Consider the following 13926-nt stretch of genomic DNA (forward strand, 5'->3'; position numbering starts at 1 on the left):
CGATGCCCGCAAAGGAACAAACCTGCTACGCGTTCATCCAGCTACCTGGCACCTTCGAGTGGGTGCCCTGCGGCGTGCTGGCCGTGAGCGAGGTTGGCCGGGACTCGTACCGCGGCGTGTTCCGCTACGGACGAACGTATCTGGACCGCAAAGACGCCCCCTCCCTGGATCCGTACAACTTGCCCCTGAGCGGCCGGCCGCAGGAGTTCACCAAGCTCAAGGGCATTCCGGGCGCCTTGCGTGATGCGAGCCCGGACGCCTGGGGCCGACGCGTGATCCAGGCCAAGCTGGCTCTTCCCGAGGCCGATGTCTCAGAGATCGACTATCTGCTCAACGGTCCGGACGACGGCGCCGGGAACCTGCGTTTCGGCACGTCGCCCAAGCCGCCTGCTGCGCCGCGCCCGTTCAACCGTACCCACCAGTTGGAGGCCCTGACCAAGGCGGCCGAACAGCTGGAGGAGACCGGCAAGCTCCCGCACGAGGTCCTGGAGCAGCTCGAGCCCGGCACCAGCATGGGCGGCGCGCGGCCGAAGGTGACGATCGAGGACGGCAACCGGATCTGGCTGACCAAGCTGCCCGAGAAGAACGACAAGTTGAACATGCAGCGCATCGAGTACGCGACGCTGGAACTCGCGCGCCACGCCGGCCTGGACGTCTGCGGCACGCGCATGGAAAAAGTGGGCAGCCGGGACGCCCTGATGCTCGAACGATTCGACCGCAAGTGGAACCCGGACGCCAAGGCCTACGCCCGCTTCGGGCTGGTGTCCGGTCTCACGGTGCTCGACGCCGAGGACGGCTACCTGGGGCGCGATCGCTGGTCGTACCTTCTGCTGGCCGACGAACTACGCCGGTGGTCGTCGCAGCCCGACACGGACCGGCGGCGATGCGTTCAGGAGCAGGCAGGGTTTGGGCTGCCTGCAGCGAAACCGTGTACTGCGGGTCCATGCAAGGCTCCTTGAATGCTGTACGTTTATACAGTGAATCAGGCCAGTGACTACCCGCAAGCGCAGCCAAAAGCTGCCGCGTGGCTGCGGGTGCAGCGGAGGGGCAGCCCACCGCAAAACTCTGTCAGGCTCTCGCCCAGCAGCTGCTGGCGACGGCTCGGCGCGACGGAGAGCTGACCTGACCTTGCCTGTCCTCAAGGGCGAAGCCGGCCAGGTGTCGCGTCCATGGCTGGTCGCTTCCGTGTAAGGGCACATCGAACACCGCCCAGTGTTTTAGGGTGACCTGAGGACGTTCTTCAATCGAGTCGATCGCCCAAAGCGGCACATGCGCTCCTGGTCTCCAACTTTGCTCAACCGAAGGCCGCAGATCTCACGCCCAGCCGACGATCGGGAAGTAGGCGAGCATCCTGCCCACGAGAAGTACGCGTGACAGAAATTCCCCGCTAGCAGTCGCTTGGGGGGCGAGCCTCTCTCACGTTGGAAATGGTGGCGACTCGCTGGGACCGCGCGCCTACACGGGTCGCAGAGGAGCTCTCTGCGCGCCACGGAATCTCTCGACACTTCGGCGGCAGATCTGACGGGTGACTTGCGGAGCGGAGCGGCCGGGCCGAGAACCGTGTGAAGAGCGCGCTCTCGGCGCCCACCTCGACCTCGGCCCAACAGCGGCTCGGACACGCATGTCCTCCTAGCGAGCGCCCGCACCAGGGCACACGTGCAACCTCAATCCTGATCGCGGCGTTTGTTAACCCGCCCGCTGCAGTCAGCGGCACCATTTGGTCCATCAATCCGGGCCTCGACGATCCCCAAGTTCCACTGAAGCGTCCATTTTTCGAGAACGACCCGGTGGTCGCAGGTACAAGACGCTCAGGCCGCTGCCGCTCAGGCCCGCTGCCTGCGCTGCCTTTCGGAAGCGTTCCGACAATGCGTTCCGCCCGAGCCGCTCTCCTGTCCTCGCATTGGGAAACGCTAATCGCAGCGTGGCTGTGTCGGTGGCAGCTTCCAATATGACGTCAGCGCGGCGAACCACTTCGCAAGGCCGTCCAGCTTGAGTCCAGCTTTCCCGCAGCTCACGCAAGGCGGCGATCGTCATGGCAGCAACTTCGTCCAATCGGAGACCCTCTCGGCGAACAATCTCAACCCAGAGAACGTCTTCGTGCAGTCGGCGGGCATCTAGGCCGGTGCTCGCGGAGGCACGCTCTTGAAGAGAGCGTACGAGCCGCTGATAGACCTCCTCGCTCGTAGTCTGCCTTTCAACGGGCAAATGCCGGCGTTCAACATGGCGGCCTCTGATGCGGGCGTACCGCAGTCCGCCCGCAGCAGCAACGATGGCAGCGGCCTCGTCGGCCAGAAGTCGCGCTTGCTTACGCCTCATCGGCGAGACCACGAGCTCTATCCAGAACGGAGCACATCGTGCACGGGGAGATATCGCGGTGACTGGAATCTTGTTCTCGCGAATCGTGTTCAGAAGCCGATGCGGCCACTGGTGCAACCAAGATCCGACCAGCTCGCTAACGCGCAGCCGGTCAATCACGGACGTTCGTTCCAATACTCGGGCGGGATTCGGCATGCCAAGGCGGCGGCTGGCGAACGCCCACAAGACCCGTAGTCCGGCGAAGAACGCGAGGGGATGAACAGCCGCGCCATTGACTTGGATCAACCCGTGCTTGAGAGCGCCGTCCACAAGCCGGGCAAGGTAACGGGTGTTCTCGGCGGCAGGCAAACTCCCACCATGGCACAACCCTGTCCCGCACATCCAGCACCGCGCGTAGTCACCCTGAGCTGGAGAGCCGCGAATAAGAGACCGGTGCGGAACCACAGGCGCGGCACACGATGGGCAGCGGTCTTGAAGTTGAAGGCCATGCACCGCGCAAGCGCAGAGGTAGGCGACTCGCCATGATTTCCGAAAATACGGCTCTGGGTCGTCTTGTACGCACGCAGGGCAGTACATCAATCCGTGGTGCCGCCGCAGGCGGTGGTAAATGCCTAGCTGCAGGATCCCTTCTGCCACGGCTGCACCAGCCATCGACTCGCAGATCACCCCTTGTAGATCTTCTAGCGTCAGCGAACGTAGAAAATCCGGCGACTCACCGCAGCCATGGGCGATTCTGGCAATGAGCGCTGAGGACGCAGTGCGGTCGATGTCCCTGTTCCACAGGGCCTGGCGTGTGCCAAGCAACGCCGAAACTAAGCTCTCCGCCGAGAGATGGTGTTGATGCGCCAAGCGAACGAGCCAACTAGATAGGAGCTCGCCTTCAAGCCGCTTCGGACGATATGGCCAGCTGCAGTCCTGGAGCGGACTCTGCACTTAGAGCGCCGCTGGAGGAGACCACATGGTCACCATCGCTGTCCTGGCATTCACCCGGGAAGATCGTTCCGATGAAGGGCTTCTGAAACGTATCTGCATCTCACCACCGTCGCTTGAATTAGTGCTTGGTGAGGTTGCCACGCCTACTCGCGGATCGCGACAGCGGGAAACCATCTCACATTCGCGCTAGATGCGACTCCCAGATCTCCATCGTGCGACCGGGGCGGCTGAATGACCCGTGCGGGTCTTGGGCAAGGACGATGTACTTCTTTCCTTGCGCCAACTCGCGACGGCCGCGAACCAGCTTTGCCGTAGAGCGCCCACGTGACGATTACCCGGCACGAAGCTAATGCAATGTCACTCTGGCCCGGCCGCGTCATAGCCAGAGCCAGCGCCAGGGCCAGAAGAAGAGTCCTGGACTCGCGCCCAAATTGTCTCGGCTCGTGTCGCGACTTGGGCCGGTTGATTGCGGCTACTTTCAGTATGCCGTCGGTGCTGCCTGAAACCGCAAGGGGCCAATAGTAGGCACGCAAATGATTCGAACCCGCGTACGAGGCCGCGGCGAAACTTTCGATATACCACTGGAGCCCACCGCTGTTTGGTCTGTTACCCACACGACCTAGAACGGCCGCAGCATGGCTCACAAGCGGTGCGACACAGAGCTACCCGCGGCGTGAAACGGAGCTCAGCTTCCCTATTGCAAACACCTGGGTAGGTGCTCACCGTTCGCCTCGCAGCCGATGTTACCAAGCTGCAGGACTGCCCACGTGAGATGGAATGCTCATGGCCAACTCAAACAGTGAATCCAGCTTACTCGCGCGTGGCTTGGACCGCGAAATGCTCCCCCTTGGACTGCCCCTCGCCACCCGGCGACCGCGCCGTCTCGTCACTAGAAGCGGGAGCAGAGTTCGTGGCGAGTACGCCTCACTCGAGGAATCGGACCTGCAATGGGAGGCGGAGGTGGAGCGCGACGTGCTCACCATTGCCCGAGCCTGCCGCGCCGTCACCGGTGTGTTTTCGCAGCCAGCAGTGTTGACGCTCGAAGATGGCCACTACACGCCAGACACCCTCGTGATCAAAAGCAAACGGCGAATATGGCTCGAGTGCAAGAGCGCGGAAGAACTGAGGCGACGAGGCGAGACGGAGCGATTGGAGCGAATCGCACGGCACTTCGCCGCGTGGGGCGAAATCTTCCGAATCGTCACTGATACAGATATCGCTGCGTTGGGGGAGACAGTTGGGAACCTCCGATATCTGGCTCAGTGGCGCTCGGTCTCAGTTCCCGAAGCGATTTCGCGCGCACTACCCGCCTCGGCTCAAGTCCGAGAACTCGAGGCCATGATTGGCCTAGAACATGCCTGGGGAGCAATCGCTGACGGCTGGTTCACTTTCGACTGGCGACAACCTTTAACTCGCAACACGCAACTGCTGCGTAGCAGAGAAAGGGTCTGGTATGAGCCAGGTTTCCTTCGAACCTGAAGCGCAGTTCCTGCTCTTCGACCGTGTGCACAAGGTCTTGTCCTTCAAGCGCGCACAGGTCGACGAACAACCGCTCTCTGCTAAGTTGGAGTTGATCGACGCAGAGGGCATTCGTACGGAAAAGTCGCTCGATTACCTGCTGGACCAATACGCCAAGCGTAATGTGCGGCCAGTTCATGCGGACCTACTGCCACCTGCGCAAAGGGCGCGTTCGACAAAGAAGGTCTACCCACTTGCTCAGGACATTGCAGCTGATGATCTTGCCAGAGGAGAGGCGCGCAAGAAGCTTCTGGCGGCAGTGCACAAGGCGGGGGGACTTGGCTGGGGCAGCGTGGAGTTTTGGGAAAAGGACTATCCGCGCGTCGCAAAGGAGTGTGGGTTCGATGAAGAACCTCCTGGCCGCCAAACTGTGAAGCGGTGGCAAAGGAAGGTGATCATGCGCCGACGGAGTGCCCTGGGAGGTCGTCTTGGCGGACGACCGCAGCAACCACGGCGGGCGGGGCCAGCTGCGCATTATTGAGGGCGCATTGGGACTATTGCAGCAATGCGTGGAGGATCACTACTTCGGAACCGATGGGTCCTCGTTCTCATATTGCCATCGTCAGGTAGTACGGGAATTCGAAACGCACAACAAGCTAGTCCCGGAGGAGGAGCGACTCAAAATTCCCGGCTACAAGCAGATGGTGCACTTCATCCGCTCCTTGCCAGCGTACGAGGTGGTCGCCGCGAAGTTTGGTCGCTCCTTCGCTCGCGAGCACTTCACCGCGGTCAAGTACCGCAATGTGGCGAAGCTCAGACCGCTTGAGCGTGTGGAGATCGACCACACGCCCCTGGACATCTATGCGCTCAGCGACGAGGGAATCTTCTTAGGCCGTGTGCGACTGACGCTCGTAATCGACGTCAGGTGTAAGGCCATCATCGGGTACAGCATCGGATTCGGGGCTCCGTCTGCCTCCGCCGTCCTTGAGGCACTTCGGCACGCTTGCACGCCAAAGACGTACTTGCGCGAGCGCTACCCGGACATCCGCAATGCGTGGCCGATGCACGGGATGATCGGACTGCTGGCCATGGATAACGGACAGGAGTTTCACTCCAAGTCGAAGTTCAAGGCGAGCATCATCGAGTTCTCTATGGCCAGCGAGTTCGCGTGGATGCCGCGCAAGAAAGGACGCTATAAGGGACTGATCGAGGCCATTCAGAAGTACCTGAATCGCCAAGCCATGGACAACCAGCCAGGTGCTACGGGTTCCCATCCGCATGTCCGCAAGCCTTCGGAGGTACCCCCTGAGCAATACACCGTTTTCAAGCTTTCCGATCTGCACCGACTCCTGCACACGTATATCTGCGACGTGCATAACGTTTCAGGGCACGGCAAGTCGAAGATCGTTCCTCTGAAGACTTGGCAAGAGCTGACGAGCCTCACGCCCGTCCGTCTGCCGGGCCACTACGACCGGCTGGAGCTGGCTTGCACAACTGGAGTTCTCCGGCGCATTCAGCCCTACGGGTTGGATGTTGCCGACCTACGCAGCTTCAACTCCGACGCGCTCCAAGCGGTTAGGCGCTTGTACGAGCACCAAGGCACCGTGCAGGTTCAGGTCAGGTACCGAGAGGCCCTCTTGGACAAGGTTTGGTTCAAGCACCCCGGAACAGGGGAGTGGATCGAGGTGCCTAACCACGATCCCGACACCTGCAACAAGAGCGCGTATCAGGTGAAGTTAATGCGACGTATGCAACGGGAATCTGAAAAGGACGGAGGAGCCCACCTTCAAGTCGCCGAGGCGTACCGCCGGATGCGGGACATCGGCTTGGGGTTGCTGACAGCCAAGACCATCGCCCAGCGGAAGCGCGGGCTTCAGCTGCTTGGGCTACTACCTGGAACGTCCGCCGAGTACCTTGACGCGCGCACACAGTCGGCCGCTCAAAGCCATAGTACCGATCTGCCGAGGCGCACTCGTTCGTCGAGGCCCGCCCCTTCTCCTCGCCCGGCCCCAACCTCTCCTCCTGCGCCGTCGACGGCCGAACACATCCCTGTTGCTCGCCCGCCCGCTCCTGCACCGCTTAGCCCGATCTCAGTGCCGAAAGCGCTCCAGCAGATCGGAGGGACGAAGCGCCCTCTGTTCTAAACCGTTTGACGATGCGCTCCTATGTACAAGATTCATGAGCAAACACCCTTGATTGTCTACGCCGGGATGCAGGTTGCGTGGGATCGCATAACGGAGATTCACAAGGACTTCACGGAGAACGGCAATGTCCAAAACTTCCAGATTTTGGGCATTTCAGGACAGGGCAAGTCGACTATGGCCAGGACGTACGCGGAACAGTACCCGCCTAGCTGGGATGGCTCCACAAGGCGCAGACGAGTCGTCTATTTCAGTGTGCCACCTGCTCCAACGCCGGTCAGCATGTTCGCAGCCCTTTGCAAGGCATTCGGCGGGCCCACCGTCGGCACTGCTATGGAACTGTTAGACCGCGCAATCGGCTACAGCAATGGGACTGGCTGCGAGTTGCTGCTCTCAGACGAAGTCCACCACTACCTCGACCGCGGCCAGCAACGGTCACATGCTCAACTGGGCGACTATTGGAAGACGTTCCACGACCACTACAAAGGCGTGACCGGCCTAATAGGCGCGCCACGGATTCGAGATCTCCTCGCCGTCAACAAACAGTGGAAAAACCGGGCCGGGGAGGACCTAGTTCTGCGCCCGTTCTCGTATGACTGTTTCGAACATGACTTGGGCGGATTTATCGCGTCTGTTGTGGCGGGAACCGCTTTGGAGGCGCACTTGGCCTTCTTAGCTGATGCCGACATCCTTACCCGCATTCAGTACGCCACAGACGGCGTACCGAAGCATGTCATTGACTTCGTTGTCCGGGTTGGCCGCAAGTTCAGCAAGGGCGCTCAGCTCGACATCGGTCTGCTCGATCGCGAGTGGAACTTCATGCCGGGCATGAGCCTGGTGGCAGAAAAGCGGCGGCCCTTTCACAAGGACTTCGTGTTTGAGCGCCTCGATCAGCTGGGGGAGCCATTTTCGTCCTTAGGCGTCGATGGAGATAACCATGCCTTCTACTGAGGTCCTACTCCCAACCGACCCGAATGCACCGAGCACGTTCCTCGGAGAGCGAGCGCGCGCTGAACGAGCACGCTCGCTAAGTGAGATCGTTCCGAAAGTGCCGGTCGCCGGAGAGTTGGAGCACCCGTCGGTGCACCTGTGCAGAGTCGCCGAAGCAAATAGGATTCCTCCGGCCGTGTTCGCGAAGCTGATCGTCGAGCGCCCATCAGTGCACGCGCTTTTCCAAGCTACCCTCTTCCCAGGCCGTAGCGAGGACTTCGCCGCAGCGCTCATATCTGCGGGTCGTAAGGGGCACGCGTTGCGGCTAGTCTGCCCCGAATGCGCACGTGCTGCATTGGAGATCGGCGCTCTCTTTTTGCACCCAGGCGCGCTGGCATGCCCAGTGCACCAGTGCGGGCTACTTTGGAAGTGCCCCGCTTGCGAAAAGCCGCTTGGCTGGCAGGATCTTCGAAGAACGAATGAATGCCAATGCGGCTACGACCTGAGGTCTGCGAGTAGCTCGCAGGCGTTGGACCCAGACTCGCTGCGGGCGTTCTTGGCCTGCGTCTATGACTGGATTCCTTTTTTGATCGCGAGGTCGAGGCCGCGCTATCCCCGTCGGCGCTTTCGCGCATCGCCGACACGTTCGATACTTTCTTTGGCTGTTGCCATCGTCGCGTAGGCCGCCGCGAGACAGAGAACGCGTGGGCCGAAATAGGCGACAGTACAACACCGCCAGGTTACACGAGAGTGCGACGGGGCTATCACGTGCGCCTGGCGCCCCGCTTCTGGCTTCTCTTGGACAGCAATTTTCGGGGCGCCTACTCTGAGTGGCTCACCCGGACGGAACGGCCATGGGCCTTCCTGGAATCGTTGCGGCATCTCTCAAGAAGCGGGGTACTCCGATCGTGGCCCGCCGAATGGACGGAACCAGGGGTGCTGCCCCCACCACCCGTTGACGTTCCGCCAATCCCGCTCGCCCTTCTCCCAAAAAAGGAACCACCAGAAAGGCCCGGCTCTGGAGCCGATACGATTGACTACCCAGTTCGATAGCAGACGTCGATGGCAACAGTAGCGCCACCCGTTAATGCTCACGATCGTCTGATTCGGCGTGTATCGTCGATGCGCATGACGGCCCTGCAGGCTGTTTGCAAGATGGGCCCGCCAGCCCGACTGCACCTGATACCAACCGGGCCGCCGTGTACACGTCTCCCTCGCTTGTCGCGGAGTAGGTAGCCAGGCCGCCCACCAGAGCGGCCTTTGTGCCAGCAGCTTACTCAGCTTCGCTCGAACTCCCCGGTAGCTCCCTGTCCGCAAGCATCAGGCCAGCGCTCCTTCCCCACCACTACTCCTGCGGAGCGGGTCACGTTCATGCCTGATTCGAAAGCGCCGCGTTCCCGGTTGTTGGTGACTTTCGGCGTCATCACTTTCTACACACGCAGCAGAGGATCTCTCTGCGCTTCAGGAAATCGCGTGAAAACATCGACAGCGCATAAAAACACCATGGATCGAGCGGAGCGGCTTCGTCGGGCGGGTCATCTGCGGGATGCGATCGTTCTGCGGGCCCAAGAAAGGGGGACGCCCCGGTCGACGTAGCCCGCACTCTGAACATGTCCGTCGGACATTGGTACCGCGTAAAAAAAGAGCCGAGTCGGCTCGCAAGCCTGACGCTGGAGCGAATCTACGGAGTAGCCGGCTATGTCGGCTGGCCGCGCGCCCAAGTCATGGTCGCGATCGGCTGGCTGCATGCAGCCGAGGTCAACGAGGCTCTCTCGGCTGAGAACACGCTACACGACGCGTTGCGAAGACTGCAGCGGTCAGGCCTGGCGAACGGGCTGATGACGCCGATTTCCAAGGCCACGGAGGACCATCAGACACTCATGGCGCGATTGCTGATCTTGGCCGAATCGACGACGGCGCCCTAGAGGGGACCGCAGGTAGCCACTTCAATCTCTGCATTGCGAGCTAGGACCGAAATCGGCCGTCCTGCCAAATGGGGCGAGCGTCTGCTCGCCCCCTTCTTCGGCCTCCCGCCTCCGCGGCTGCAGACCGCCTCGACTACGACCAAAAGACCCGATGAGTTCCCAGAGCTTCCGGCGAGATCCCGTTGCGCGGGGAGCCGTCCGAATGGGACCGCTTGTCGTGCAAGGAGCACTGGCAGTACGTTCCGGGCAGCGCCGGCGAGCCAAGGCGCATAGCTGAGGACTCGAGTTCGCTGACAGGGCAGGTCGACACACGGGTGGGCTTGGCGACGCGGGGGCGCCTGACTCGTGCAATGCCACCCAGCTGTTCGGCCTTCGCTGGCGTGTGCATCGCTGGTCGCCAACTGCGCCTAATTTTGAGCACTTGAGCATTCACTTCGGCGAGGGCAGCATCTGCGCATGGCGAAGGAGATGCCTAAGTTGTTGATTTGCTTGGCTGAAATTGGGCACTGTCTTCGCGGAGCTACACCGCCCGGGCGAGATCTCGCTCGCCCACCACGGCGTGCTGTTCCTCGATGAACTGCCCGAGTTCTCGCGCGCCGCGCTCGAGGCACTGCGCGAGCCGCTCGAGACCGGGCACATCACCATCGCGCGCGCGGCGCGTCGCGCCGAGTTCCCGGCCCGCTTCCAGTTCATCGCCGCGATGAATCCCTGCCCGTGTGGCTGGCGCGGCGCGCCGCATCGGGCCTGCCGCTGCACGCCGGAGCAGGTGGCGCGCTACCAGGCACGGCTGTCCGGCCCGCTGCTGGACCGCATCGACCTGCACGTCGAAGTCGCGGCGCTGCCGCCGCAGGACCTGCTCGATGCCACGCCCGGCGAGTCCACGCCGCGCGTGCGACAGCGCTGCATCGCGGCGAGGACCCGCGCGCTGTCTCGCCAGGGCAAGACCAACCACGCCCTGGAACCCGGCGACATCGACCGCCACGTGCCGCTGGATGCTGCGGGCAGCGCCTTCCTGCAACGGGCCGCGGCCCGGCTGGGATGGAGCGCCCGCGCGACGCACCGCGTGCTGAAGGTGGCGCGCACGGTGGCCGACCTGGCCGGCAGTGACGCCATCGAGGTCGCGCACCTGGCCGAGGCGGTGCAGTACCGGCGCCCCTCCGGCTGACTCGCCAGTCAGCTCGGGCGAGGCACAATGCCTCCATTGCCCGTGCGGTCCGTCGCCCGGGCGCGATGGATTCCGCACCTGACTGCCACGCCGTGAAAGACGACGAATTGCTGCTCGAGCGCGCGCTGCCGCAAGGCACCGGCGAACGCCCTGAACCGCCACCCGTCCCGGCGCGCCCGCTGCCCGGCGGCATCGGCGCTGCTCCCGGCCAGAGACCCGAACGGCCGAGCCTGTCGCTGGTCCTGCCGTGCCGCAACGAAGCGCGCAACCTGGAGACCCTGCTGCCCCTGCTGCTGGCCCGGCTGTCGAAGCTGGCCGACCGCTGGGAGATCGTGATGGTCGACGACGGCAGCACCGACGAGACCGCCGCCGTCATGCACAGGTGGTCGGCGCGCGCGGGGTTTCGCACCGTGCGGCTGTCGCGCAATTTCGGCAAGGAAGCGGCGCTCACGGCCGGCCTGGAGCACAGCCAGGGCGAGGTGGTGGTGTGCATGGACGCCGACCTGCAACATCCGCCGCGACTGCTGGAGGACATGCTGGCGCATTGGCGCCAGGGTGCCGACGTCGTCTATGCGGTGCGCGCCAACCGTGACGACGAGGGCTTCGTCAAGCGCTGGGGCACGCGCGCGTTCTACCGGCTGCTCAACGCCTTCGAAGGCTTCGAGGTGCCGCCCGACGGTGGCGACTTCCGCCTGATGGACCGCGCCGTGGTCGACGCGCTGCTGTCGCTGCCCGAGCGCAACCGTTTCATGAAGGGCCTGTATGCGTGGGTCGGCTTCGAGGCCGTGGCCCTGCCCTACGTGCCGGGCGAACGCGCGCACGGCCGCAGCCACTTCAACCTGCGGCGTCTGCTCAGCCTGTCGCTGATCGGCCTCACCGCCTTCACCACCTGGCCGCTGCGGCTGGCCACGGTGATCGGCCTGCTGGTTGCGTTCGCATCGCTCACCTACGGCGCCGTGCTGGTCGTGGCGTACCTGCTGTGGGGCAACTCCGTGTCCGGCTGGACCACGATCGTGGTCGGCGTCGCCCTGCTGCTGGGCATCCAGATGGTGCTGCTCGGCATCATCGGCGAATACATCGGCCGCATCTTCGAGGAAGTGAAGGCGCGGCCGCTCTACGTGGTCAGGGACGTGCACGGCCAGGGGCTGAAGGCGCACGCACGATGAGCGCGGACACCAGGCGCGGCACCGCCGCGGTGCTGGCGCTCGCCTTCGTGTGGCTCGGCTTCACCTCGTGGCTGCGCCCGCTGGCGTTGCCCGACGAGGGCCGCTACGTCGGCGTCGCGTGGGAGATGGTGCGATCGGGCGAGTGGCTCACGCCGACGCTCGACGGCCTGCCTTACTTCCACAAGCCGCCGCTCTTCTACTGGATCTCCGCCTCGATGCTCTCGCTGGTGGGCAACCACGAGTGGGCCGGCCGCGTCGCGCCATGGCTGGGCGCGTGCCTGGCCGCCGCGAGCTGCTATCTGTTCGGACGCCGCCACGGTGGCGAGACGCTCGCGCGCAGCTGGCTGCTCGTGCTGGTCACCATGCCGCTGGTGTTCGTCTCGGCGCAGTACGCCAACCTGGACATGCTGGTGGCCGGCTGCATCACCGCGACCATCCTGGCGTTCGCGCGGGCAGCCCTGCTGGCGCCCGGCGACTCCCGCCGCCGTCCTGCCCTGCTCGCCGGCTATGTGGGCGTTGCGCTCGGCCTGCTGGCCAAGGGCCTGATCGGCATCGTGCTGCCGGGACTGGTGCTGGTCGTGTGGCTGCTGCTGTGCCGGCGCCCGATGCAGATCCTGCGCCTGCTGTGGTGGCCCGGCCTGCTGCTGTTCGCCGTGCTGTCGGTGCCGTGGTTCGTGGCGATGCGCGACCGCTTCCCGGATTTCCTGCATTACTTCTTCGTGGTCCAGCACTTCAGCCGCTACACCGAAGCTGGCTTCAACAACGCGCGGCCGTTCTGGTTCTTCCCTGCCGTGCTGGCGTTGCTGGCACTGCCGTGGACGGCCTGGCTGCTGCGCCGCCGTCCGCAGGACGCCGCGATCGCGGCGGATGCCCAGCAGCGGCAAGTGCGGCTGCTGATGTGGGTGTGGCTAGTCGCCATCGTCGGCTTCTTCTCGTTGCCGGCCTCCAAGCTGGTCGGCTACGTGCTGCCCGCCGTGCCGCCTCTGGCCTGGCTGATCGCCGACCGCTGGCTGGCGGTGCGTGGTGCCGGCCGTGCAGGGCTCCTGCACCGCGCCACCGCGCCGGTTGCCGCGATCGCCTGCGTGGCGGTCATTGCCGGCTCGCTGGCCGTGCCGCACAAGTCGGCACGCGAGCTCGCCCCGGCGCTGAAGCCCCATGCCGACGAACCGGTGGCCTTCGTCGAGAACTACTTCTTCGACCTGCCCTTCTATGCGGGCCTGCACCATCCCGTGGCCGTGATCGAACGCTGGGACGACCCGGCGCTGACCCGCGGCGACAACTGGCGGCGCGAGTTGCTCGATGCCGCGAACTTCACGGATCCCAAGGCGTCGCCGCTGCTGCTGCCGGTGGTTCTCCAGCAGCCCAACTGCCCCGGCGCGCGCAGCTGGGTCGTCGGCGCAGCGGAAGTCACCAGCCGCTACCCGCTGCTCGCCAACGCGCGCCGCGTGGCCCGCAGCGGTCCCAACGTCCTGTGGGAAGTCATGGACTGGGTGCCGGTGGTGGGGCCGAGCTGCGCAGGAAGGCCCAGCGCGAGCTCAGCACATACGTCATGACCGCGACGGCCACCAGCACCAGTGCGAGGGCGACGTCGTACCGGATCGCCGACACGTGCAGCAGCAGCGCATACGCAGCCTCGTTGACGGCAAAGCCCCCGGCCGAGATGGCGAAGAAGCGGCGCACGGCGCGCAGCATGGGCGCCGTGCGGTCGCCGAAGGTCAGCCGGTGCTGGCCGGCGAACGACACCACGAACGCCACCAGCCAGCCGACGACGTTCGCGGCCAGCGGCGTGGCCGTGCGGCTTTCCACGGCCAGCACCACGACGCCGAAGTGCACCGCGGCGGCGGTGCAGCCCACCGCGACGAAGCTGGCGAGTCGGCGCCACGAGGTCATGC

The 13926-nt window shown here is 64.1% G+C and carries 10 protein-coding genes and 2 pseudogenes; 9 read left to right on the forward strand and 3 right to left on the reverse strand.

Annotated features, from left to right (window positions below):
- The first annotated feature begins 2 nt into the window (after positions 1-2).
- Entirely contained in the window at positions 3-959 is a 957-nt protein-coding gene (locus ACPWT1_RS03950; protein ID WP_427914115.1) for a type II toxin-antitoxin system HipA family toxin, read from the forward strand.
- Positions 960-1725: 766 nt separating this feature from the next.
- Here the strand turns inward: ACPWT1_RS03950 and ACPWT1_RS03955 are convergent.
- Together ACPWT1_RS03955 and ACPWT1_RS03960 are read right to left on the reverse strand one after the other, a co-directional pair.
- Positions 1726-2664, reverse strand: coding sequence for a hypothetical protein (locus ACPWT1_RS03955; RefSeq protein WP_427915639.1), 939 nt, complete (start codon positions 2662-2664; stop codon positions 1726-1728).
- A 138-nt stretch (positions 2665-2802) separates the two neighbouring features.
- Positions 2803-3249, reverse strand: a pseudogene (locus tag ACPWT1_RS03960) (TniQ family protein); the annotation flags it as partial.
- Positions 3250-4221: 972 nt separating this feature from the next.
- Here ACPWT1_RS03960 and ACPWT1_RS03965 point away from each other — a divergent pair.
- The 8 genes and pseudogenes from ACPWT1_RS03965 (at position 4222) to ACPWT1_RS04000 (ending at position 13587) form a co-directional block, all read left to right on the forward strand.
- Positions 4222-4728, forward strand: coding sequence for a hypothetical protein (locus ACPWT1_RS03965; protein WP_427914116.1), 507 nt, complete (start codon positions 4222-4224; stop codon positions 4726-4728).
- Positions 4703-5248 (forward strand): hypothetical protein, encoded by a 546-nt coding sequence (locus ACPWT1_RS03970; protein WP_427914117.1) that lies wholly within the window; start codon positions 4703-4705, stop codon positions 5246-5248. The genes ACPWT1_RS03965 and ACPWT1_RS03970 overlap by 26 nt, the downstream gene beginning before the upstream one ends.
- Entirely contained in the window at positions 5196-6851 is a 1656-nt protein-coding gene (locus ACPWT1_RS03975; RefSeq protein ID WP_427914118.1) for a hypothetical protein, read from the forward strand. The genes ACPWT1_RS03970 and ACPWT1_RS03975 overlap by 53 nt, the downstream gene beginning before the upstream one ends.
- A 21-nt stretch (positions 6852-6872) precedes the next feature.
- The gene (locus ACPWT1_RS03980) at positions 6873-7799 is read left to right on the forward strand and encodes an ATP-binding protein (RefSeq protein WP_427914119.1); all 927 of its coding nucleotides are present in this window, start codon (positions 6873-6875) and stop codon (positions 7797-7799) included.
- A gap of 1589 nt (positions 7800-9388) precedes the next feature.
- The gene (locus ACPWT1_RS03985; protein ID WP_427914120.1) at positions 9389-9703 is read left to right on the forward strand and encodes a hypothetical protein; all 315 of its coding nucleotides are present in this window, start codon (positions 9389-9391) and stop codon (positions 9701-9703) included.
- Between the two features lie 526 nt (positions 9704-10229).
- Positions 10230-10868 (forward strand): annotated as a pseudogene (locus tag ACPWT1_RS03990) (ATP-binding protein); the annotation flags it as partial.
- A gap of 179 nt (positions 10869-11047) precedes the next feature.
- On the forward strand, positions 11048-12034 hold the full coding sequence (locus tag ACPWT1_RS03995) for a glycosyltransferase family 2 protein (protein ID WP_427915503.1): 987 nt from the start codon (positions 11048-11050) through the stop codon (positions 12032-12034).
- Positions 12031-13587 (forward strand): ArnT family glycosyltransferase, encoded by a 1557-nt coding sequence (locus tag ACPWT1_RS04000; protein WP_427914121.1) that lies wholly within the window; start codon positions 12031-12033, stop codon positions 13585-13587. The genes ACPWT1_RS03995 and ACPWT1_RS04000 overlap by 4 nt, the downstream gene beginning before the upstream one ends.
- Here ACPWT1_RS04000 and ACPWT1_RS04005 read toward each other — a convergent pair.
- On the reverse strand, positions 13514-13924 hold the full coding sequence (locus tag ACPWT1_RS04005; RefSeq protein ID WP_427914122.1) for a GtrA family protein: 411 nt from the start codon (positions 13922-13924) through the stop codon (positions 13514-13516). The two genes, ACPWT1_RS04000 and ACPWT1_RS04005, sit on opposite strands and share 74 nt — an antisense overlap.
- Between the last annotated feature and the right edge of the window lie 2 nt (positions 13925-13926).

Source organism: Ramlibacter sp. MMS24-I3-19 (assembly GCF_050320135.1).
In the GTDB taxonomy this organism is placed as follows: domain Bacteria; phylum Pseudomonadota; class Gammaproteobacteria; order Burkholderiales; family Burkholderiaceae_C; genus Ramlibacter.

What these genes read in the sequence shown, in the direction of transcription:
- ACPWT1_RS04000 (WP_427914121.1), top strand. Translation starts at nt 12,031, where the DNA reads ATGAGCGCGGACACCAGGCGCGGCACCGCCGCGGTGCTGGCGCTCGCC.
- ACPWT1_RS03970 (WP_427914117.1), top strand. Translation starts at nt 4,703, where the DNA reads ATGAGCCAGGTTTCCTTCGAACCTGAAGCGCAGTTCCTGCTCTTCGAC.
- ACPWT1_RS03950 (WP_427914115.1), top strand. Translation starts at nt 3, where the DNA reads ATGCCCGCAAAGGAACAAACCTGCTACGCGTTCATCCAGCTACCTGGC.
- ACPWT1_RS03985 (WP_427914120.1), top strand. Translation starts at nt 9,389, where the DNA reads ATGTCCGTCGGACATTGGTACCGCGTAAAAAAAGAGCCGAGTCGGCTC.
- ACPWT1_RS04005 (WP_427914122.1), bottom strand. Translation starts at nt 13,924, where the DNA reads ATGACCTCGTGGCGCCGACTCGCCAGCTTCGTCGCGGTGGGCTGCACC.
- ACPWT1_RS03980 (WP_427914119.1), top strand. Translation starts at nt 6,873, where the DNA reads ATGTACAAGATTCATGAGCAAACACCCTTGATTGTCTACGCCGGGATG.